We start from the raw sequence: 21,324 nt of genomic DNA on the forward strand, positions 1-21,324 counted from the left end.
CCGCTAACTCTCAGGAGAGCAAGCTCTCCATCAAGTCCGCTCGACTTGCATGTATTAGGCACGCCGCCAGCGTTCGTCCTGAGCCAGGATCAAACTCTCCAATAAAGTGTTTGACTTGCTCATTTCAAAACTGACGAGAATGTGTTCATTCTCTATTTCAACGTCCCGCCTAAGCGGTCCGTTTTACTCACTCGTTGTTCAGTTTTCAAAGATCAACTTCTTCGTCGCTAGCGAATCTCGTTCGCATCAGCAACTCTTATAATATAACACACTCTCAATTACTTAGCAAGCTTTATTTTTCAAAAACTATTTTTTAATTGAAAGCTGTGATATATTCGCCTCCAAGAAGCGACAAGAAATAATATATCACAGCTATCTAGCTTAAGTCAATCCTTTTTTGAATTAAGAAATGACTTCTTCTATATAGAGTTGTCGCTGCTGCATTAAATTGATGATCTCACCTTGTACAGACACCATCGGCCTGGTGGGATGCTGGCTGTCAGTAAATATAATCTCCCCTGAAGTGCCGTTATTTAATCGCACCCGTGTACCCGAGTGGAGGGCCGTCACTTTCTGGATGAAAGTCTGAACAATCTTGGGGTCCAGTTTGCCAAAAGCCTCTAACTGAATCTGTTCCAACACCACATAAGGAGACTGGGCGCTGCGATAGAACTTGTCCAGTGTCATGGCATGAAAGATATCGGTAATGGCGACGATCTTGGCGTAAATGTGGATTTTGTTCCCTTCCAGTCGCAATGGGTACCCTGAACCGTCCACCTTCTCATGATGCTGCAGTGCCGCAAGACGAACGCCTTCATTGACTGCCGCTACATTCTTAAGTATCTGATAACCATAGGTCGTATGCTGACGTACCTCTTCATTCTCTTCTTCTGTCAGTTTGGAAGGTTTGTTTAGCAGAATCGGATCGATCTTGGCATTACCGATATCATGAAGCAGCCCGGCAAAAGCTACCTGCATCCAATCCTTCTGCGGAAGTCCCACCCACTGCGCCAGCTTATATGAAGACAGAGCACACAGCACTGCATTATGATAGCGATAATCGTGGCGATTCGTCATACGGGGATTAAATTTAAGCACATGATACTCTTGTTGATGCTCTAACAATTTATTCAGTTGATTACGAACCTCATACATCCGAAGCTCGCCTGTTATGGCAGCTTGATAACAGTTCTTAATTAAGATCATGGTTTTATCGTATTCTTCGTGCAGGACTAAGTCTTTTCGGGCAGGGACCTCTTCGCTTCCACTTCCTTGTTGACTCCCTGCAAAAATAAGTGATGGCTTCTCGCCGGCAGATTTTATGGTCGGTATTCTCGTGCTGTCTGCTTCAACGACTTCTATAGTAACATGCTCGACCATGAACGCTTTCAGCACTTCCAGATCGCGCGGAAGCAAGACCTTCCCTTTTTGGAACAAAAGGCCTCCAAGAGACGTTCGCACATCTTTGGCCAACTTCACACCGGCCTCCATTTCATTCACGGCTTTGATCGTCATGATCAACCCTCTCCATCTATAGGCTGTACTAAGACAGCAAGCTCCTTGTAATATACATATTATAGTTCGACTTCGTCAGCCTGTACAATACCATTTCCCTGAATTTGTAATCTGAGTGAAACAAAAATAGGGCACGGATGAAAATCCTCATCCATGCCCCTCTTTAACTTCTCTACTCTTCCGTTGGCTCTGTTGGCTCCGACGATTCTATTGAGTCTACGCCTTCCTGGCCTTCTTCCTCTTCATCCGTTTCCGGCTCATCACTCTTATCCGCCCGGCACACGGTACCTACGGAATCATCCTCACGGATGTTGATCAGCTTGACGCCTTGAGCATAGCGGCCCATGGTAGAAATTCCTTCCATGCTCGTACGGATGATTGTGCCGCTTGCCGTAATGATCATCAGATCTTCTTCGGACTTCACGACCTTCAGCGCCACGACAGGCCCATTCTTCTCGGTGATATTAATGGTCTTAATCCCTTTACCGCCGCGAGTCTGGCTCCGGTAGTCGCTAGCAGGCGTCCGTTTGCCATAGCCTTTCGTGGTTACAATCAGGATGTCGAGCTCTTGATCGACCACATCCATCCCGATCACTTCATCATTATCATCCAGCGTAATCCCTTTTACCCCCGTCGCGCTTCTTCCCATGGAGCGAACATCGCTCTCCTTGAAGCGGATGGACATGCCTTGAGCCGTTCCCATGATGATCTCTTGCTGACCATCTGTCAGCTTCACCTCGATCAGGGAATCGTCCTCACGCAGATTAATCGCAATCAGACCACCCTTGCGGATATTTACATAATCCTCAAGCGGAGTCTTCTTCACGACACCTTGGCGTGTGGCAAAGAACAGGAAATTATCGCTGTCAAAATTCTCTACCGGAATCACGGCGTTGATCGATTCACCCTGTTCAATCTGAATCAGGTTGATAATCGGCGTGCCTCGGGCCGTACGGCTGAGCTCTGGAATCTCATAAGCTTTCAACCGGTACGCTTTCCCTTTGTCCGTAAAGAACATGAGATAGTGGTGTGAGTTCGTGACGAAGAGATGTTCGACAAAGTCTTCACTCTTCGTATCCATCCCCACAACGCCGCGTCCACCGCGCTTCTGGCTGCGATAGGTGTTCGCAGGCAGACGCTTGATGTATCCCGTATGCGTAATGGTGATGATCACTTCTTCACGCGGAATCAGATCCTCATCGAGGATGCTGTCTTCCCCGACCGTAATTTCGGTGCGGCGTTCATCCGCGAAGCGCTCCTTGATCTCTTGCAGCTCATCATTGATGATCTGCAGCACAAGATGCTCATTAGCCAAGATTTCACGAAGTTCCGCGATTCTGGCAAGCAACTCCTGGTATTCGTTCTCGATCTTCTCTCGTTCGAGTCCGGTCAGGCGCTGCAGACGCATATCCAGAATGGCCTGTGCCTGCTCATGACTGAGACCGAAGCGCTCCATCAAGCCCTCGCGAGCAGCTTCTGTCGTCTGGGAAGCACGAATGAGGGCAATAACCTCATCGAGATGATCCAGTGCGACACGCAAACCTTCGAGAATATGAGCGCGAGCCTCTGCCTTCCTCAGTTCAAACTCGGTCCGGCGACGGATAACGGTAACCTGATGCTCCAAATAGTAGAACAGTACGTCGCGCAGATTTAATATTTTCGGCTCGTTGTTCACGATAGCCAGCATATTAATACCGAAATTAGACTGCATAGCTGTATGCTTGTACAGGTTATTCAGCACGACATTCGGGTTAACGTCCCGGCGCAGTTCGATGACAATCCGCATACCGTTACGGTCGGACTCATCTCGAAGATCCGTAATACCGTCAATCCGCTTATCGCGTACCAATTCCGCGATTTTCTCAACCAAACGAGCCTTGTTCACCTGATATGGAATCTCGTGAACGACGATGCGCGCTTTATTGTTGTTCTCTTCAATCGTTGCCTTCGCCCGCATCGTGACAGATCCACGGCCTGTACGATAAGCCTGGCGAATGCCTTCGCGTCCCAGAATATAACCCGCTGTCGGGAAATCCGGTCCTTGAATATATTCCATCAGCTCCATCGGTGTGATGTCGGGGTTGCGGATCATAGCCTGAACTCCATCAATGACCTCACCCAGATTGTGTGGCGGAATATTGGTCGCCATTCCTACCGCGATCCCGGAAACGCCGTTGACCAGCAAGTTGGGATAACGCGCAGGTAGAACGACCGGTTCCTGTTCCTCACCGTCATAGTTTGGAGCAAAATCGATCGTCTCTTTATTAATATCACGCAGCATTTCCATGGCAATCTTCGATAAACGAGCCTCGGTATACCGCATAGCCGCTGCCATATCGCCGTCAATGGAGCCGAAGTTTCCGTGTCCATCCACAAGCATATAGCGCATGGAGAAGTCCTGCGCCATCCGAACCATGGATTCATAAACTGCGGAATCACCATGAGGATGGTACTTACCGATAACTTCGCCAACGATTCTTGCCGATTTCTTATGCGGTTTATCCGGAGCCATTCCGAGTTCGGACATCGCATATAAAATACGACGGTGTACTGGCTTCATTCCGTCCCGTACATCCGGCAAAGCCCGGCTGACAATGATGCTCATCGCGTAATCCATAAAGGATTCGCGCATCTCAGTACCAATGTCCCGATCTTTGATTTGGGAGAAATTTTCTTCAGCCATGCTGGACCTCCTTCATTTTCCTATCAACCATGCCTTGATCTATGTGAAAAAAGCAGAATAGTGATCAGAAACCTAGAAATGCACTAACCTTAATTATATTACTTTCACAAACCGCGCACAATTAAACACGCGTAAAATGAGTGAAAGCATGATTTTTGCCCGAAAGCCGGGACATACGCCCTGTCCTCCGTGCCCCTTTTCACATACAATGCATTGCAAGAGTTTTTCGTATCATCACATCTTTATATTATACCACTGTTTGTCATACTTGTCCTATGTTTTCGGGGCACAGCCTCCGCTATCAGGGTGTACCGAATCTTTCGAATCCACCGGAACCTCATGGATTGATGTTACGAGACAGGCATCGCCCTGTCATTCCCATCATACCGCTGGAAAGGATGAAAATGGTTGACTATCCAACGCGTTGCAAGCAAATGGGCGAAAACGAAAATTTTGCTGAAAAATAAAGGCCTCGCCTCTTATGTTCCTCCAACCCGTGAGTATACGTTTGAAGCGCTGCAAGACATGCTTAGTACCTATACGCTTGTGTATATTAAGCCTGATCGAGGGACCTACGGCATCGGCGTTATGTCGGTCGAGCAGTTCCATCCTCCAACTACCGATCCGACGGAGACCCCTGCTGCTTCCTACAAACTTCGTTATGAGCAAGAGACCCGAGTGTTTACCTCAGTTGAGAGCCTCCATAAAACACTGAGCACATTATTCCAGAATCAGCAATATCTGATCCAGCAAGGCATTAATCTGCTGCATTATAAGGGTCATCCCTTTGATCTTCGGGTACTAACTCAGAAGAGCCCCTCCGGTCAGTGGGTGAGCACAGGCATTATTGGCCGGGTCGCAGCCAAAAATAAAATTATTACGAATCATCACAGCGGCGGCACAGTTAAGCACTATAAACCGCTCATGCTTGAGCATATGACAGCACAGGAAGCCGAAAACATCCGTAAAGAATTGAATACGCTAGGAGTAAATGTTGCATCCCAGCTACAAAAGTCATATCCCAATCTGAAAGAAATCGGCTTGGATGTAGCCATTGATGAACGCTGGAGTATTTGGATCCTAGAGGTAAATACCAAGCCTGCCTTATTTCCATTCAAGAAATTCTTCAAAGATCCCAGCATCTATAAACAGGTGAAAAAATATGCTTCTGCCTATGGACGCAATTTGTCGAGTAAGAAAAAAGCCAAGAAAACGGGTTAACCAGCCATGAGCTGTCTTCCTCTCAATCGAGGTGAAGCCCACACCCTGCATTTGCCGCAAAAAAATAAAGGGGCATCCCTGAGGCCTTCTCAGGCCTAGGAATGCTCCCTGCTTGGCTTTACTCGAATTGATTACACATCCAAATTGCGGACCGTCTTCGCATGCTCTTGAATAAAATCACGTCTTGGCTCTACATTGTCACCCATGAGGGTATCAAATAACGTATCTGCCAGGATGGCGTCTTCAATCGTCACTTGAAGCATGGTCCGGCTCTCCGGATCCATGGTCGTCTCCCACAATTGCCCAGCATTCATCTCGCCAAGACCTTTGTAGCGCTGTACATTGATTTTGACGTTCTCACCGAATTCCTTGATGATCTCATCGCGCTCTCTCTCACTGCCTGCATAACGGACCACTTTATTGCGCTCGATCTTAAAGAGCGGCGGCTGAGCGATATAGATATATCCCGCTTCTACCAACTTGCGCATGTAACGATAGAAGAACGTCAGCAGCAAGGTCCGAATATGTGCACCATCCACATCGGCATCGGTCATGATGATGATTTTGTGATACCGTGCTTTGGACAAGTCGAAATCTTCGGCTATCCCTGTACCCAAAGCTGTAATGATCGCCCGGATCTCCGCGTTGGAGAGAATACGGTCAAGCCGTGCCTTCTCCACGTTGAGGATCTTACCTCTAAGCGGCAAAATAGCCTGGAAATGCCGGTCGCGTCCCTGCTTGGCAGAACCGCCAGCAGAGTCACCTTCGACGATGTACAATTCACTGATGGAGGCATCCTTGGAGGAGCAATCCGCCAGTTTACCTGGCAGAGCGCTGACTTCAAGCGCGCTCTTCCGGCGCGTCATCTCGCGGGCTTTACGCGCAGCTTCACGAGCACGCGACGCCTGGAGTGCTTTCTCCAGGATGCGGCGAGAAACTGATGGATTCTCCTGCAGGAATTCCTGCAGCTTCTCAGCAAACAAGGATTCCACGATGCCGCGCACTTCACTGTTTCCGAGCTTGGTTTTGGTCTGGCCTTCAAACTGCGGCTCTGGTACCTTAACGGAGATAATGGCCGTCAAGCCTTCACGCACATCGTCACCCGACAGATTGCTACTATTATCTTTGATCATTCCCGTTTTACGGGCATAGTCGTTAATAATCCGAGTGAGCGCACTCTTAAAGCCGGATTCATGCGTTCCGCCTTCATGCGTGTTGATATTATTGGCAAAGGAATAGATATTCTCGGTATAGCTGTCGTTATACTGAAGCGATACTTCAACCTGAATATTATCGCGGGAACCCTCGACATAGATCGGGTCTTCATGCAAAGCTTCCTTCTTCTCATTCAGGAACTTAACGTATTCGATGATGCCGCCCTCGTATTTGAAATAGTCGGAGGCTCCTGTACGTTCATCGGTCAATGTAAGGGCTATGCCCTTGTTTAGAAACGCCAGCTCACGGATCCGCGTAAGCAGCGTGGTGTAATCATACTCTGTCGTTTCCGTGAAAATTTCCGGATCGGGCAGGAAGGTTACCGTTGTTCCATGATCATCGGAATCGCCGATGATTTTGATGTCATACTGAGGAACACCACGGTGATACTCCTGTTGATAAATATGTCCGTCACGACGGACTTGAACTACTACTTTAGCAGACAGTGCATTCACAACCGAAACGCCGACACCATGCAGACCACCGGATACTTTATACCCGCCGCCGCCGAATTTACCGCCGGCATGCAGAACGGTCATAACGACTTCCAGCGTCGATTTCTTCAGCTTGGTGTTCTCGCCTACCGGTATTCCACGACCGTTATCGACAACGGTTATACTGTTATCCTTATGGACAACGATCTCAATATGGTCGCATATTCCCGCCATCGCTTCGTCAATACTATTGTCCACAACTTCCCATACCAAATGATGCAGACCCTTGGCACTGGTAGATCCGATGTACATCCCCGGACGCTTACGAACGGCTTCCAATCCTTCCAGTACCTGAATCTGATTCTCATCATATGCCGGTTGATTCATAGACATGCGTTCACCTACTTCTACAGATTCTGTTTATGCCTGAGCTACAAAATGATTTGCTCGTTTCTTAAGCGTTGCAGAGGAGATTGGAGAATAATACACGATCGATTTTGTCACCACGATAGATTTGGGATCCTCTTCCCCTATCAACTCCACGACTTTATGCTGCAGGGCATGCGTGACGAACTGCTTGGAGATTTTTGAAGACTTCTCAATCGAAATATCGAAAATCCCTACCAGCTCTGATGAACGGATGATCTTTTCTCCGCCCAAGTGTATATACATTATGGATTCACTCCTTAAGAGCCCACCTGTCCGTCATGGACATGAAAAATGCTGGCACCCTTCAATTTGTCGGTATTCAAACTCTCAATGCCCGTCGCCGTGATGAATGTCTGCACTTTGCTCTGGAATGTTTCGATCAACTGTGTCTGCCGGTACGGATCCAATTCAGAGAGCACATCATCCAGAAGCAGCACCGGATATTCACCGATCTCTTCCTGTATCAGCTCGATTTCAGCCAGTTTCAAAGATAGCGCCGTTGTCCGCTGCTGACCTTGGGACCCATACGTTTGGACTTCTTTGCCATTAATATAAAAAGCCAGATCATCTCGATGAGGACCTGCCAATGTCATACCACGCCGTATTTCTTGCTCTTTCATTTGTGATAATTTTATCATAAATGTCTCAAATAAGACAGCTTCATCTTCTTCCTCCGCTTCCGCAAAGGACGGAAGGTAATGTAAAGAGAGCTGTTCCAGGCCATTGGTGATCCCCTGATGGATGCCTTCAGCCCACTTTTGCAGTTTTTTTATAAATTGTTTCCTCTTCTTGACGATTTTAACACCATGCTCTACCAATTGGCTGTTCCATATGTCCAGCATCGCTAACTCCGCGCTGTCTTTTCCCCATAGCTGCTTCAGCAGATTGTTGCGCTGCACAAGCACCTTCTGGTATTGCTGCAGGTGAAACAGGTAGCTTGGCGCTACCTGCCCGATCTCCATGTCAAGGAACCGGCGGCGAACCCCCGGCGTTCCTTTGACAATCTCCAGATCCTCAGGCGCAAACATCACGACATTGAGCGAACCGATAAAATCGCTAAGTTTACGCTGCTCAAGTCCATTGATTTTAGCCTTCTTCCCCTGTTGAGACAAACTCAGCTCCAGCTTTAAGGCACCGTACTTGCGATCGACCTCAGCTGATATATAGGCACTGGACCGATCGAAGCCAATCAATTCGCGATCCTTGGAGGTCCGGTGGCTCTTCGTTAAGGCGAGCACAAAGAGCGCCTCCATCAGATTCGTCTTGCCCTGGGCATTGCGTCCAATAATCAAATTAACATCGCCAAACGACTCAAGCTGCAGATTTTCATAGTTTCGGTAATGCTGCAGACTGACATTTTTGACAAACAAGCTTATCCTCTCCCTCGTCTTCCGCGCTTAGCGCCAAAGCGGCTGCGGGAGGCTGTCTATTGGGCTGCTACCTGAAATGTCCCGCAGTCCTCCACCTTCACGATATCACCAGGAACCAGCTTGCGTCCCCGACGCTCTTCCTTCTCATCATTGACCAGAACGGCTCCTTCTTGCAGCAGTGCCTTCGCCATTCCACCTGTGGATACGCAATCTGAAAGCTTCAAGAACTGATCCAGCTTGATATATTCACTGTGGATAAATATTTGTTTCATGACTTCATCCTTTCATCCCTATCAACATGGGGATAACTTTAATTGGCCGTACGATACGGCAGAATAATATATTGGCTCTTGCTGTCGTCGAGCGGTTTCAGAATGATCGGGCTCATGACGCCCATGAATGCAATCATCAGCTGTTCACTTTCAACCACCTTCAGCACATCCAGCATATATTTCGAGTTAAACGAGATACGCAGCGGCTCTCCTTTGAAATCAACCAGATCCAATTCTTCGCGCACTTTACCAAGCTCGGAAGAGCTGGAAGAGATCTCGATGCCGCCATGCTCCATCGTTTGCAGGAGAACAATATTCGTTTTCTCCTCCTTGGAGAGCAAATAGGCGCGGTCGATCGACTCGCTTAATTTTTTTGTGTCCAAAACAAGTTCTGTTTTATGCGTTGTTGGAATAATTCTAGAAGTATCGGGATAAATGCCGTCCAATATACGGGAATAGAACAGAACACGATCGATTTTAAATAATACCTGATTATCGGCAACAACGATATCAACAAGCGTATTTTGGTCCGGAATGATTTTGCTGAGCTCATTCAGCGTTTTACCGGCAATAACCACATTGTTAAACGAGACATCCTGCGTATTGTCAATCTGCGCAGAGCGGGTAGCCAGACGATGGCGGTCCGTAGCGGTAAATTTCAGTTCATTGTCGTTCAGACTCCACAAAACTCCTGTCAGTATAGGTGTTGTTTCATGAGTGGAGATGGAGAACACCGTTTGCTTGATCATGTTCTTCAGCAGATCTCCCGGTAAGGAAACGGTTTGGCTATCTTCGATATTCGGCAGCACCGGGAATTCTTCGGGATCCAAGCCAACCATTTGGATTTCCGTAGCTCCTGAAGAAATAAAGGTCTGGAAGTTCTCTTTAACCTCCATCTGGATTTCTTGGGAAGGGAGCTTCTTGATGATTTCAACGAAAAACTTCGCCGGAAGGACAACACTGCCAGGCTGTTCTACCTGAACAATGGTATGCTTCTCATCTTCCGCAGGAATAAACGATTGAATGGAAATATCGGTATCGCTGGCTGTTAAGGTGACACCTGAATAGGTGACATCCAGTTTAATGCCGCTGAGGATCGGAATTGTTGTTCGACTGGAGATCGCCTTCGATACGTGTTGGATGGATTCGTTTAATACATTTTTTAATATGCTGATTTTCATCAATGTCACTCCTTACGGAAAAATGAGAGGGTTATTTCAACTTGGCGAAAGCCAAGAGAATGCCCCTCTTTATGGTTAAATTACTTATTAATTATTTATAGTAATAGTAATAGGGGCACTGAATATGTGGATAAGCCCCTGAAAAGGCATAAAATTAAGCCTATCCACATGTGTATAGATTGTGCATAGGCTTTGAACTTGTTCAGGTTGGATTTTTGATTTTCTCTGTAAGATTATTGACCACTTTGAAAAGCTCTTGGTCATTTTTCAGAGATTGGGTAATCTTCTCATGAGCATGAATGACCGTAGTATGATCCCGGCCTCCGAATGCCTCTCCGATCTTGGGCAGGGAGTAATCGGTTAATTCGCGGGATAAATACATGGCAATTTGCCGCGGAAACGCGACGGCCTTGGTCCGTTTGCGGGCTTTGAAGTCTTCCAATCTCAGATTGTAATACTCGCCGACTTTCTGCTGGATATCCTGAATCGTAATAATTCTCGGCCGGCTGGACGGGATGATATCCTTCAGGGCTTCGGCTGCCAAATGTGTTGTAACGTCCTGATTGGTCAGGGAGGAATAAGCGACGACACGGATAAGGGCACCTTCGAGCTCACGAATATTCGTATCGATCTGATTGGCGATATACATCATGGCTTCGTTCGGGATATCGAGATTCTCGGCCTTGGCCTTCTTGCGAAGGATGGCGATCCTTGTCTCCAGATCCGGCGGTTGAATATCGGTGATCAAACCCCATTCGAACCGGGAACGCAGCCGTTCTTCCAGCGTTGGTATCTCCTTAGGAGGACGGTCACTGGAAATAATAATCTGCTTTCGTTCTTCGTGCAGGGCATTAAACGTATGGAAGAACTCTTCCTGCGTTGACTCCTTGCCTGCCAAGAACTGAATATCGTCAATCAGCAGAATATCGACGCTGCGGTACTTGTTGCGGAAGCTTTCAGCGCGGTTGTCCCGGATCGAATTAATGAACTCGTTGGTGAATTTCTCGGAGGAAATGTACACGACTTTGCTGCTGGGATTGTGCTCTAAAATGTAATGACCGATGGCATGCATCAAGTGCGTTTTTCCAAGCCCTACTCCACCATATAAGAATAATGGGTTATACGCTTTAGCTGGTGCTTCAGCGACAGCGAGTGAGGCGGCATGGGCAAAACGGTTGCCTGAACCGATGACAAACGTGTCGAACGTGTACTTGGGATTCAGCATATGGGATTGAATTTCTTCCCCGGATATTTCAAGCGGCGGCGATGGCTGCTGCGGAGCAGGTTCTTGTCCTTTCGCCTCCTCAATCACGAAGCGAACATCAACCTGCTTGCCCACCACTTCCAATACCGTTGCGCTAACCAGCTTGGTGTATCGGCTCTCCAGCCATTCCACAGCAAACGTGGTCGGTGCGGAAATGACGACGGAGTGATCGTTGATGGTCAATGCCTTGGTAGCTTTGAACCAAGTGTCAAAACTCGGTTTACTCAGCTTGGTTTGTATGATCGATAAAATTTCTTGCCATAATTCGGAAGTATGGCTTTCCAAAACTGTCACTCCTTTAAATCTTCCAAATGTGGCTAGAGCCATGTGTGGAATGTCGAAAAAAAATGAATGGTGTCTAAATTATCCCCAGAACTCACGCCCGTGGAAACAAAAAAATATGGATAAATTGAAATTGTTCACAACTTTATCCACAGCCTGTTGATAATTTTATAACATCATTCACATATTCACAACCAAAAGTAATATCATCATAGCAAAAGAAGGCCTTATTTTCAATGTATGTCGCTAATTTATCCACAAATTCAATACGTTGTGCATAATTATTATTCACACCACTAGATATTGTTTATAATTTGTTCGACATTCGACATCATCGGTCTTATTACGAGAAAAACTATTCACAGGTTGTCCGATTCGCCAGCAGAATTTTCTTCTCTCACCAGCTGTTCATAACTTCTGGTTGAATGTTCTAGCAGCCGATTCTTCGGCTGAAGCTAAATATGAGCTGTGGATAGTTCTCCTTTGGAGCCGGTCGGCTTCCAAATGGAGGACTTTTTTGGATGCAATGTTACCGGCCGAACCTTATTCAATTTTCCTTCCTCGCAACCCCATACGGCCCACCAGCCATCCAAATAAGCTGAACCACGCATGGTGGAGCAGGGCTCACGATGAAGAAGATGTTAATAAGAGGTCATACTTAGATATCAGTACGATCAGGAAAATGATTGTCAGCAGGGTCTAGATCGATCATTAAAGTCGTATTAGGACTGAGACCGAATAATGAATTCAAGGCATAACCGGTATGCCTGAGCTGCAACCTTCCTAGAACGGGTCCGTATTATAAGAAAACTCGGAACGGGGGAATGGTGGATGAGGACAGAAGGGAAGGCCTTGTCATGGAAAACCATAGGGGGGCTGTTCGCACTGATTGCCGTACTCGTTCTGGTCACGGTTTGGGCGCAAGCCTATTATTCGAAGAAAGTGTTCTATGTGGAGGGGATAAAATACACCCAATATGCCGATTTCGGACAGGGAAAGCTCGAATACAGAGCCTTTCTTAACCGCGGAGAGCCCATTTATGTTCAGACTGGGGAAGACGTTAAGCGCATTGTGATTTCTGGTGAAGTGTTTGACATTCGGCCACGTGGAGTCGATTCAGGGCAGCGGTCTTCATATGAAGTCATTTTTCCTGAAGGCAAGACCTACCTTGTAAAGCCGTTTGGGGACCGGGAATTTCTCACTTATGATGAGAAGGGGGAAATGGTGCTTCCCGGCTTCAGATTCAGCAGCGGGGGTATAGGACAAGATGGCCGCTCCGATCCAGCGGAACCTCGTTATGATCCCTCAGAGCTTGTTCAGGCAGCCGATGCGTGGTTTCATGTTCCAAACGGCAGTATTGGATTCTTCCTGTTGGCACTTGGGATCGGGATCATGAACGGGTGCTTTTTCAAATATGAGCCTTTCCAGCGTTTTATGTTTCATATGTTGCCCTCGAATCTGATGATTGATAATCCAGAGCCCAGCGATTTCTACTTCTTTATGTGCAAAGTAGGGGGGATATTCGGTATGGGATTCTCGCTGTGGATATTTTTTGCGCATGCACTATAACAAAAAAAGCCCGTTTTCGCCGTGGATCGGATCCATCGAAAACGGGATTTTCTCTACTGTTTTCTTCTATAGTAAGTTTACGATTGCTCAAAACGCTGCTGGAAAGCGGTAATGGCTTCATAATCCTCTTCCAGCTTTCTTGAGATGCGGATGAAAATAGGCAGCAGTGCTTTATAAATATCCGCGCTTTCCTCTACCGGATGGTGTTCATAGGTTCCGCCGACCATTGTTTCGACAATGTCGAGCGATTCCGCTCTGCCAGTGGCATACAATCCCAGTACAACAGCGCCTAGGCAAGAGCTCTCATAGCTCTCGGGAACGATTACCTGCTGGTCAAAAATATCCGCCATCATCTGTCGCCAAATCGGAGAACGGGCGAAGCCGCCAGTGGCGTGGATTTTGGCCGGTCGGCCGATCTGTTCCTCCATCGCCAGCAATACGGTATACATATTAAAGATCACGCCCTCTAATACCGAGCGGATCATATGCTCTTTTTTATGGTTGAGGGTCAACCCAAAGAACGATCCGCGGGCATTTGGATCCCACAGCGGCGCACGTTCTCCGGTCAGGTACGGATGGAATAGAAGGCCGTTCGAGCCTGGCGGAATACGGTCCGCAATTTTGGTCAGGACATCATAAGGATTGATTCCAAGCCGCTTGGCCGTTTCAATCTCGGAAGCGGCAAATTCATCGCGAACCCAGCGGAAAATCATACCGCCGTTGTTGACGGCCCCGCCGATGACCCAGTGTTTCTCGGTTAACGCGTAGCAGAAAATGCGGCCTTTCGGATCGGTCATCGGCTTGTCGACGACCGTACGGATCGCGCCGCTCGTACCGATCGTAGCGGCAACGACGCCCGGCTTTATAGCGTTCACTCCGAGATTGGAGAGAACGCCGTCGGCAGCCCCAAGCACGAATGGCGTCGAGGCGGAGAGTCCCATGGCCGCGGCATATTCGCTTTTTAACCCTTCCATGATATGCGTAGTGGGCACAATGGTCGATAGATGGTCCTCGGTGATGCCGGCAAGCTCCAGCGCCTGTGGATCCCATGCCAGTGTGTTAAGGTTCATCATTCCAGTGCTGGAGGCAATGGAATGGTCTACAACATAGGTGCCGAACAGCTTGAAATAGACATATTCTTTGATGGAAATGAACTTGGCTGTTTGTTGAAATACAGACGGCAGCTCATGACGCATCCACATCAGCTTGGTAACAGGTGACATCGGATGAATCGGGGTTCCGGTTCGGAGATACAATTCCATGCCGCCGAGTTCCTTTTTGAGCTTGGCAGACCATGCCGCACTGCGGTTGTCCGCCCAGGTAATACAGCGAGTCAGTGGGATGCCGCTGCTGTCTACAGCAATGACGCTGTGCATGGCCGCGCTGAATGAAACGAACAGCACTTGAGCCGGATCAATTCCGCTCTCCACCATGACCCCTTGGACCGAGGCAATGACGGTCTGAAAGATCTGCTCGGGATCTTGTTCAGCCGTAGAGGGAGTAGGGGTAAGGAGGGGGTATTCCCCGCCCGCTTTGGCTACAACCTCGCCATTCTCTTTAAACAGCACCGCCTTGGTGCTTGTGGTTCCGATATCCACACCGATCATATAATTTTGTGTACTCAAGAGACCTACCTTCTTTCTACGTAAAGGCACCCGGTTGCTGACAAGGTCAACTTTCGGGGGCCTTCATGTGTCCTATGGCTATATTATACAATTACGTTCAGAACCAGAGCCAACACCAGTCCGGTTACGGACAGGAGTGTCTCCAGCACAGTCCATGATTTCAGTGTTTGGGCTACGCTCATATTAAAAAATTCCTTAACCATCCAGAAGCCGGCATCGTTGACATGAGACAAAACGATGGAGCCTGCGCCGGTAGCGAGTACGACCAGCTCTACATTAGCGCCTGGCGTCATGGCCAGTACAGGAGCGACAATACCTGCCGCGGTGGTCATTGCTACGGTTGCAGAGCCTGTTGCGACCCGAATTAGCGCAGCGACAAGCCATGCAAACAGGATCACGTTAATATGGGCACCAGTGGCGATTTCGGCAATCGCATTCCCTACGCCGCTGTTGATGAGAACCTGTTTGAATGCACCGCCTGCCCCGATGATCAGTACGATCGTAGCAATTGGAGCGAGACATTCACTGGTGAAGCGAGAGATATCATGTTTATTGAAACCGCGGGCAAATCCCAGCGAGAAGAAGGAGAAGACCGCAGCAATGAGCAGAGCAATAATTTCATGGCCGATGAACTTGCAGAACACCGACAACGGGCTGGTGGATTCGGGATCAATGATATCCGCTGCAGATCCAATGAGCATCAAGATGACGGGCAGCAAGATCGTAAACAGTGTGATGCCGAAGCCGGGCAATCCACGCTCGGCTTTGCTGGAGAACTGTTCAGCTAGTTCCTCAGGCGGCTCGGTTTTGATACGCTTACCGATGAATTTACCGAACACGGGGCCAGCTAGTATCGCAGCGGGAATCCCAATCAGGAACGAGTAGAACAGAGTCTTGCCCAGATTTGCATCATAAGCTTCGATGGCAATCATCGGAGCGGGATGCGGTGGCACTAATCCGTGCACGGTAGACAATCCAGCCAGAATAGGAATGCCGATGTGCAGTAGAGACATCTTGGTTTTGCGGGCGACGGTAAATACGATAGGAATCAACAGGATGACGCCAACCTCGAAAAATACGGGAATGCCGACAATAAAGCCGACAATCATCATCGCCCAGTGGACGCGCTTCTCGCCAAAGCGATCAACAAGAGTTGTGGCAATCTGCTCAGCTCCGCCTGATTCGGCCATCATTTTTCCGAGCATGGTTCCCAGAGCGATTACGATGGCTATCGTTCCAAGTGTTCCACCCAAGCCGGTAGTAATGGAAGTGATAACATCTGCGGGCTGCATGCCTGTCAACAGACCAAGGATCAGCGCAGAGATCAACAGGGTTACGAAAGGATTCCATTTATATTTAGATATCAGTACGATCAGGAAAACGATCGTCAGCAGGGTCCAGATCATTAAAGTTGCATTAGGACTGAGACCGAATAATGAATTCATATGTGTAGCTTCCTCCTATACATGTACCCGTTTTTGTGTGGGGAGAATGGTAAATATCTGCTGTTCTGCGGTAGTATGCCCAAAACAAAAGCGAATTTCATAGTATACTTGTCGACAACTTAGAGCGTGCATAGGCCGCTTATAAGACAGAGGAAGGGAGGATTGTACTAACCCTCCGGAAAACTAAGATGCAGCGTCTGACGGGAATCATCGAAATAACGCTGTACAGCCGTTTGAATCCTTGCCTCATCCAGAGATTCCATCTCCCCAATGAGCTGCAGATGCTTGTCCATCACATGGCGGACTCTGGTGCCTCCGCCACTGAACACCTGCTTTGTTGTAATAAACATAACCGTGATAACAATGGGACGAATGCTCTTCCATAAATGAAGAATTCGTTTATGCTTCGCTTCCGTGATGATTCGTTCATGAAACGTTAAATCCTGATAAGAAAATTCAATTGGATCCCCATGCTTGGCAGCAAGCTCCATCCGATCGACAATTTGTCTTAAATGCTGGATGAGTTCCGGCTGCGGATTCATAAATACATACCCCTGCACAAAGCTCTCAATCAGATAACGTACATCGTACAATTCCTCAACATCTTTGAGCGACAAGCCCATGACAACAGCTCCCATGCGCTCCAATTGAATCAATCCTTCTCCGGACAGCGTTTTCATCGCCTCGCGCACAGGGGATCGGCTGGTGCCGAATTCACCTGCGATCCGATTCTCGGAGAGGATTTCTCCCCGTTTTATGGTGCCGCTAATAATCTGCAATCTCAATTCACTGGCGATGGCTTCTCCAAGAGAAGCCCCCTGAAGCCAGATTGATGGAAATTTCATAGCTTAATTCTCCCATCCGGGGTACGGATTCCCCGATTCGTTGTGCTTATTCCGATTTATTCACTTCGTGGCCGCCGAATTCATTACGAAGCGCAGCCACGACTTTGCCATGGAACGTATCCTGGTCAAGGGAGCGATAACGCATGAACAGCGACATGGCGATGACTGGTGCGCTGGCTTGAACCTCTAGTGCCGTTTCGACGGTCCATTTTCCCTCTCCGGAGGAATTCATCACACCTTTGATGCCTTCGAGCTTCGGATCTTTGGAAAAAGCATTCTGCGTCAGTTCCATGAGCCAGCTGCGAATGACCGAACCATTGGACCATACTCTTGCTACGTCCTCATAGTTAAAATCAAATGCGCTTTTCTCCAATACTTCGAATCCTTCCGCAATGGATTGCATCATGCCGTACTCGATTCCGTTATGAACCATCTTCAGAAAATGACCGCTGCCGTTTGCGCCGGCATACAAATAACCGTTCTCAACCGCCATATCCTTAAACAGAGGCTCGATGGTGTTAAAGATGTCGCGGTTGCCACCGATCATGAAGCAGCCTCCGTTGTGCGCGCCCTCCATGCCGCCGGAAGTACCGGCATCGAAATAATGAATACCTTGCTCTGTCAAGCGTGCTGCACGGGCGATGGAATCTTTATAATGTGAATTCCCCCCGTCGATCAATATATCACCCGGCTCAAGCAAAGGGGTAAGCGAGTCAATGACTGAATCCACGATTTTGCCGGCAGGCACCATCATCCATACGATGCGGGGTTTATCCAGTTTAGCAACGAGCTCCTCCGTTGATGTTGCTGCCTCGGCACCAGATGCAGCAGCTTGAGCGACCAATTCCGAATTTAAATCGTAAGCTACGACCTGATGTTCATGATGAATCAAATTCTGGACGAGATTAAGACCCATCTTCCCTAGTCCGATCATGCCTATTTTCATAACATAATGCAGCTCCTTCATAGATGTATACTTGTATACAAGTTAAATTCAATTTTTATACTACTCTTTTATAAGGCTGGTGTAAATACGAGGGGTTCTAATGGGCTGAATGGGCTAGAATACAGTGAAAAAAGACATCCACAGACTGTATCAATAGGTTATCCCCATGTGGATAATTCAAAACTTGCAATAATGACTACTTGTGGAAAACTTATGAGGCGAGTAGAGTGAAGTTTGGATTGACTTTTGGGCTTGAACGTGATTAAATGTATAAAGGCATTTTCTGTGAAGATGAGAACATTATCCGCTGGACATTAGCGGTCTGTTTACAAGAGATACGTCCGTAGACGTCGGTTCAACAAATCGCGGTCTATTCTTCCGTGAAAGTGCGTCGATTGACGTTTCGTCTTAAAATACGAGTAAGCGAGATTCCTGTAAGGGGGTGCATTAATTCATGAGACCGACTTTCAAACCGAATGTGAGCAAACGCAAAAAGGTACATGGCTTCCGTAAAAGAATGAGCACGAAGAACGGACGCAAAGTATTGGCTAGCCGCCGTCAAAAAGGCAGAAAAGTACTGAGCGCTTAATATTGTGCCACGAAGACCACCGAGGTGGTCTTTTTTTCGTAATATCTCCTGGGAGTGTGAGGGGTTTCCTATAAAATGGCGGTTTAAGCGTGCATGATGATCTTATAAAATCATCCCCAATTGAGGTGTTTATCGCAGTTTCGGCATGACTATACTATTATAATGGAAGAGATGCCAGGCATGCGTAGGAGTATTGAACTTGATTAACGGCAGGGCGGGAGAAACTTGTGCATAGAAAACTTCGTTTACGGAATCGTGCTGACTTCAGCCGAGTATATCGACACGGCAAATCCTTCGCCAATCATCAGTTTGTTGTCTACTGGTCACGCAAAAAAGAGGTAGAGCAATTTCGCGTTGGCGTTTCATGCAGCAAAAAGATCGGCAATGCGGTGGTCCGCAACCGAATGAGAAGGCTTGTTAAGGAGATTGTCAGGCATCACCAGCATCAAATTATCGAGCATATCGATCTGATCTTTATCGTCAGAAAAGGAGCGCTCGATAAGTCCTATCAGGAGCTGGAGAAAAGCGTGCTGCATGTATTGAGAAAATCGTCTCTTTTGAAAGCGAAGAGGGGCTGAACCATGTGTTTATTTGTCCATATAAATATGTTATGATTTACCGTGGAATGGAATGGCGAAGAGAGGGGTTTTGAAGTGTCGTTCATGAAGACAAGACGAGGAAAATGGTTCCTCCTCGCCGCTGTAATTCTTGCAGTGGCCGTTATATCAGGTTGTGCGCCTGGAGCCGACCAAACGCGCACCATTGAAGATTTGAAAAATGGGGGCTTTTGGCAGAGCAACGTTGTTTATTATTTTACTTTGGCACTTGATACCTTTGCTACATGGTTCAACGGGGAATACGGATTGTCCGTACTCGTCATGGTGCTTATCGTTCGTACCTTAATTTTACCGCTGACTCTGAAACAGGTCAGAAGTTCTAAGGCAATGCAGGCCATTCAGCCTGAAATTCAGAAAATCCGCGAGAAATATAAAGACCAACCCGAGAAAGTTCAAATGGAGACGATGAAGCTCTTCCAGGAGAACAAGGTTAATCCGATGGCGGGATGTTTGCCGCTGATCGTACAAATGCCAATATTTATCGCACTCTATCATTCGATTTACTACAACGGACTCCTTCGTGAGCATGAGTTCCTGTGGCTGCAATTAGGCCAACCGGACAAGCTGTTTATCTTGCCGGTGCTGGCTGCTATTACCACGTTCTTGCAAACGAAGATGATGATGAAGATGAATCCATCTCCGCAAATGGGGATGATGCAGTTCATGATGTTCGTTTACCCGATTTTGATCTTTGTAATGGCCTTCCAGTTCCCATCCGCACTTCCGTTGTACTGGTTCTACAGTAACCTGTACACAATCGTGCAGAACTACTTCTTGTACCGCAACAATGACAAGACTGCTGTCGTAGCGAACGTAGCAAGTGCAACCGATAGTCAGAAGGGGAATAAAAGCGGTAATAAGAGCGGGAAGAAGAGCAAAGGCGGGAAAAAAGGTTCGAAGGGAGCCAAAAAATCGAGATGAGTAAAATCGTCGCAACAGGAAAAACCATTGAAGATGCTGTCGCACAAGGGCTGGCCCGATGGGGTGTAAGTCAAGACCGTGTATCGGTTCAAGTATTGAGTCAGCCATCAAGAGGATTCCTGGGCCTGTTCGGGGTCAAGGAAGCGAAAGTTGAACTAACGCTCCTGCCTGACGGTGCTGGCGGCGAACCACCTGGCAAGGAAGTTCCACCTGCAGGCATGCATGGTGCCCCCGCTAAAGAGGTTCAGATCGCTCATGCTCCTATAATGACTCAGGAGCCTGCAGCTACGAGCATGGAAGCGGTGGATGCTGAAGTAGATGCCTTGGAAGGTAAGGACCCTTACCAGGAAGCCATCGCCTTTCTTATTGAAACCGGACAAGCCATGGGGCTTGATATCTCCGTGGAGATCGAGAAGGGAAAAGATTTTACGACGCTTCAAATATCCGGTGCTGGACTTGGCCTAATGATCGGCCGCAGAGGTCAGACCCTGGATGCATTACAGTATTTAACGAATATCGTAGCGAATCGGTATTCTAACAGCTATCTTCGTATTATCCTTGATGCTGAGAACTTCCGTGACCGCCGTAGGAAGACGCTGGAGGATCTGGCGGACCGCTTGGCGGGACGGGTGCAGAAGACCCGGAAAGAGATTGTGCTGGAGCCTATGCCTGCTGCTGAACGGAAGGTGATTCACGCCAAACTCCAATCCCATGGAGCCGTGAAGACTTACAGCAAGGGCGAAGAGCCGAATCGCCGGGTTGTCATTACGCCAAGCCGCGCTAAATGAGTTGAAGAGATAAATAATCAATGACTCCTTATGTTTCAAGAGGGAGTCATTGTTTTTTACAAAGACCTATAGATCTATCCGATATAATGTTTGGATGAAATGTCTTTTAATAT

18 protein-coding genes and 1 rRNA gene are annotated in these 21,324 nt (G+C 47.8%); 6 read left to right on the forward strand and 13 right to left on the reverse strand.

What is annotated here, in order from left to right; translation table 11 throughout:
• From ABEQ74_RS08175 to gyrA, 3 genes are all read right to left on the reverse strand, one after another.
• Positions 1 to 105, reverse strand: a 16S ribosomal RNA gene (locus tag ABEQ74_RS08175); the annotation flags it as partial.
• Between the two features lie 297 nt (positions 106 to 402).
• On the reverse strand, positions 403 to 1,515 hold the full coding sequence (locus ABEQ74_RS08180; RefSeq protein WP_430121325.1) for an HD-GYP domain-containing protein: 1,113 nt from the start codon (positions 1,513 to 1,515) through the stop codon (positions 403 to 405).
• A 172-nt stretch (positions 1,516 to 1,687) separates the two neighbouring features.
• Positions 1,688 to 4,198: a DNA gyrase subunit A gene (gene gyrA, locus ABEQ74_RS08185; RefSeq protein ID WP_430121327.1), complete on the reverse strand. Its 2,511-nt coding sequence runs from the start codon at positions 4,196 to 4,198 to the stop codon at positions 1,688 to 1,690.
• 408 nt (positions 4,199 to 4,606) lie between these two features.
• Here gyrA and ABEQ74_RS08190 point away from each other — a divergent pair, with 408 nt between their 5' ends.
• Positions 4,607 to 5,419, forward strand: a complete 813-nt coding sequence (locus ABEQ74_RS08190; protein ID WP_430121329.1) for a YheC/YheD family protein — start codon at positions 4,607 to 4,609, stop codon at positions 5,417 to 5,419.
• Between the two features lie 131 nt (positions 5,420 to 5,550).
• Here the strand turns inward: ABEQ74_RS08190 and gyrB are convergent, their stop codons facing one another.
• The 6 genes from gyrB to dnaA all read right to left on the reverse strand — a co-directional run bounded on the left by gyrB (position 5,551) and on the right by dnaA (position 11,869).
• The gene (gene gyrB, locus ABEQ74_RS08195) at positions 5,551 to 7,461 is read right to left on the reverse strand and encodes a DNA topoisomerase (ATP-hydrolyzing) subunit B (protein WP_430121331.1); all 1,911 of its coding nucleotides are present in this window, start codon (positions 7,459 to 7,461) and stop codon (positions 5,551 to 5,553) included.
• Positions 7,462 to 7,488: 27 nt separating this feature from the next.
• Positions 7,489 to 7,740, reverse strand: a complete 252-nt coding sequence (gene remB, locus ABEQ74_RS08200) for an extracellular matrix regulator RemB (RefSeq protein ID WP_430121333.1) — start codon at positions 7,738 to 7,740, stop codon at positions 7,489 to 7,491.
• Between the two features lie 14 nt (positions 7,741 to 7,754).
• Positions 7,755 to 8,867 (reverse strand): DNA replication/repair protein RecF, encoded by a 1,113-nt coding sequence (gene recF, locus ABEQ74_RS08205; protein WP_430121335.1) that lies wholly within the window; start codon positions 8,865 to 8,867, stop codon positions 7,755 to 7,757.
• 56 nt (positions 8,868 to 8,923) lie between these two features.
• Complete coding sequence (gene yaaA / locus ABEQ74_RS08210) at positions 8,924 to 9,139, reverse strand: S4 domain-containing protein YaaA (RefSeq protein ID WP_076326305.1); 216 nt, start codon at positions 9,137 to 9,139, stop codon at positions 8,924 to 8,926.
• A gap of 38 nt (positions 9,140 to 9,177) precedes the next feature.
• Positions 9,178 to 10,320 carry a DNA polymerase III subunit beta gene (dnaN, locus tag ABEQ74_RS08215; RefSeq protein ID WP_430121338.1) on the reverse strand — a complete coding sequence of 381 codons (1,143 nt, stop codon included), beginning with the start codon at positions 10,318 to 10,320 and terminating at the stop codon, positions 9,178 to 9,180.
• 202 nt (positions 10,321 to 10,522) lie between these two features.
• Positions 10,523 to 11,869, reverse strand: coding sequence for a chromosomal replication initiator protein DnaA (dnaA, locus tag ABEQ74_RS08220; RefSeq protein ID WP_053490739.1), 1,347 nt, complete (start codon positions 11,867 to 11,869; stop codon positions 10,523 to 10,525).
• Between the two features lie 828 nt (positions 11,870 to 12,697).
• Here dnaA and ABEQ74_RS08225 point away from each other — a divergent pair.
• The gene (locus ABEQ74_RS08225; protein WP_430121340.1) at positions 12,698 to 13,435 is read left to right on the forward strand and encodes a hypothetical protein; all 738 of its coding nucleotides are present in this window, start codon (positions 12,698 to 12,700) and stop codon (positions 13,433 to 13,435) included.
• 77 nt (positions 13,436 to 13,512) lie between these two features.
• On the opposite strand, the gene gntK is transcribed toward ABEQ74_RS08225, so the two are convergent.
• From gntK to gnd, 4 genes are all read right to left on the reverse strand, one after another.
• On the reverse strand, positions 13,513 to 15,042 hold the full coding sequence (gntK, locus tag ABEQ74_RS08230) for a gluconokinase (protein WP_430122139.1): 1,530 nt from the start codon (positions 15,040 to 15,042) through the stop codon (positions 13,513 to 13,515).
• 101 nt (positions 15,043 to 15,143) lie between these two features.
• Positions 15,144 to 16,505, reverse strand: coding sequence for a GntP family permease (locus tag ABEQ74_RS08235; RefSeq protein WP_430121342.1), 1,362 nt, complete (start codon positions 16,503 to 16,505; stop codon positions 15,144 to 15,146).
• 167 nt (positions 16,506 to 16,672) lie between these two features.
• Positions 16,673 to 17,350: a GntR family transcriptional regulator gene (locus tag ABEQ74_RS08240; protein WP_430121344.1), complete on the reverse strand. Its 678-nt coding sequence runs from the start codon at positions 17,348 to 17,350 to the stop codon at positions 16,673 to 16,675.
• A 46-nt stretch (positions 17,351 to 17,396) separates the two neighbouring features.
• A complete protein-coding gene (gnd, locus tag ABEQ74_RS08245; RefSeq protein WP_430121346.1) occupies positions 17,397 to 18,296 on the reverse strand; it encodes a phosphogluconate dehydrogenase (NAD(+)-dependent, decarboxylating) in 900 nt (299 codons plus the stop codon).
• 454 nt (positions 18,297 to 18,750) lie between these two features.
• Between gnd and rpmH the strand changes: the two genes are divergently transcribed.
• The 4 genes from rpmH (at position 18,751) to jag (ending at position 21,211) form a co-directional block, all read left to right on the forward strand.
• The gene (gene rpmH / locus ABEQ74_RS08250) at positions 18,751 to 18,885 is read left to right on the forward strand and encodes a 50S ribosomal protein L34 (protein ID WP_007129231.1); all 135 of its coding nucleotides are present in this window, start codon (positions 18,751 to 18,753) and stop codon (positions 18,883 to 18,885) included.
• 227 nt (positions 18,886 to 19,112) lie between these two features.
• Positions 19,113 to 19,463, forward strand: coding sequence for a ribonuclease P protein component (gene rnpA, locus ABEQ74_RS08255; protein WP_009591465.1), 351 nt, complete (start codon positions 19,113 to 19,115; stop codon positions 19,461 to 19,463).
• Between the two features lie 75 nt (positions 19,464 to 19,538).
• Complete coding sequence (locus tag ABEQ74_RS08260; RefSeq protein ID WP_430121349.1) at positions 19,539 to 20,423, forward strand: YidC/Oxa1 family membrane protein insertase; 885 nt, start codon at positions 19,539 to 19,541, stop codon at positions 20,421 to 20,423.
• Complete coding sequence (gene jag / locus ABEQ74_RS08265) at positions 20,420 to 21,211, forward strand: RNA-binding cell elongation regulator Jag/EloR (protein ID WP_430121351.1); 792 nt, start codon at positions 20,420 to 20,422, stop codon at positions 21,209 to 21,211. The genes ABEQ74_RS08260 and jag overlap by 4 nt, the downstream gene beginning before the upstream one ends.
• Positions 21,212 to 21,324 lie beyond the last annotated feature (113 nt).

The sequence above is a fragment of the Paenibacillus solani genome (genome assembly GCF_050475945.1).
GTDB classification, from domain to species: Bacteria; Bacillota; Bacilli; order Paenibacillales; family Paenibacillaceae; genus Paenibacillus_AQ; species Paenibacillus_AQ solani_A.

Coding starts and splice junctions, on each gene's coding strand:
- ABEQ74_RS08180 (WP_430121325.1), bottom strand. CDS start 1,515: ATGACGATCAAAGCCGTGAATGAAATGGAGGCCGGTGTGAAGTTGGCC.
- gyrA (WP_430121327.1), bottom strand. CDS start 4,198: ATGGCTGAAGAAAATTTCTCCCAAATCAAAGATCGGGACATTGGTACT.
- gyrB (WP_430121331.1), bottom strand. CDS start 7,461: ATGTCTATGAATCAACCGGCATATGATGAGAATCAGATTCAGGTACTG.
- remB (WP_430121333.1), bottom strand. CDS start 7,740: ATGTATATACACTTGGGCGGAGAAAAGATCATCCGTTCATCAGAGCTG.
- yaaA (WP_076326305.1), bottom strand. CDS start 9,139: ATGAAACAAATATTTATCCACAGTGAATATATCAAGCTGGATCAGTTC.
- dnaN (WP_430121338.1), bottom strand. CDS start 10,320: ATGAAAATCAGCATATTAAAAAATGTATTAAACGAATCCATCCAACAC.
- ABEQ74_RS08225 (WP_430121340.1), top strand. CDS start 12,698: ATGAGGACAGAAGGGAAGGCCTTGTCATGGAAAACCATAGGGGGGCTG.
- gntK (WP_430122139.1), bottom strand. CDS start 15,042: ATGATCGGTGTGGATATCGGAACCACAAGCACCAAGGCGGTGCTGTTT.
- ABEQ74_RS08235 (WP_430121342.1), bottom strand. CDS start 16,505: ATGAATTCATTATTCGGTCTCAGTCCTAATGCAACTTTAATGATCTGG.
- ABEQ74_RS08240 (WP_430121344.1), bottom strand. CDS start 17,350: ATGAAATTTCCATCAATCTGGCTTCAGGGGGCTTCTCTTGGAGAAGCC.
- gnd (WP_430121346.1), bottom strand. CDS start 18,296: ATGAAAATAGGCATGATCGGACTAGGGAAGATGGGTCTTAATCTCGTC.
- rpmH (WP_007129231.1), top strand. CDS start 18,751: ATGAGACCGACTTTCAAACCGAATGTGAGCAAACGCAAAAAGGTACAT.
- jag (WP_430121351.1), top strand. CDS start 20,420: ATGAGTAAAATCGTCGCAACAGGAAAAACCATTGAAGATGCTGTCGCA.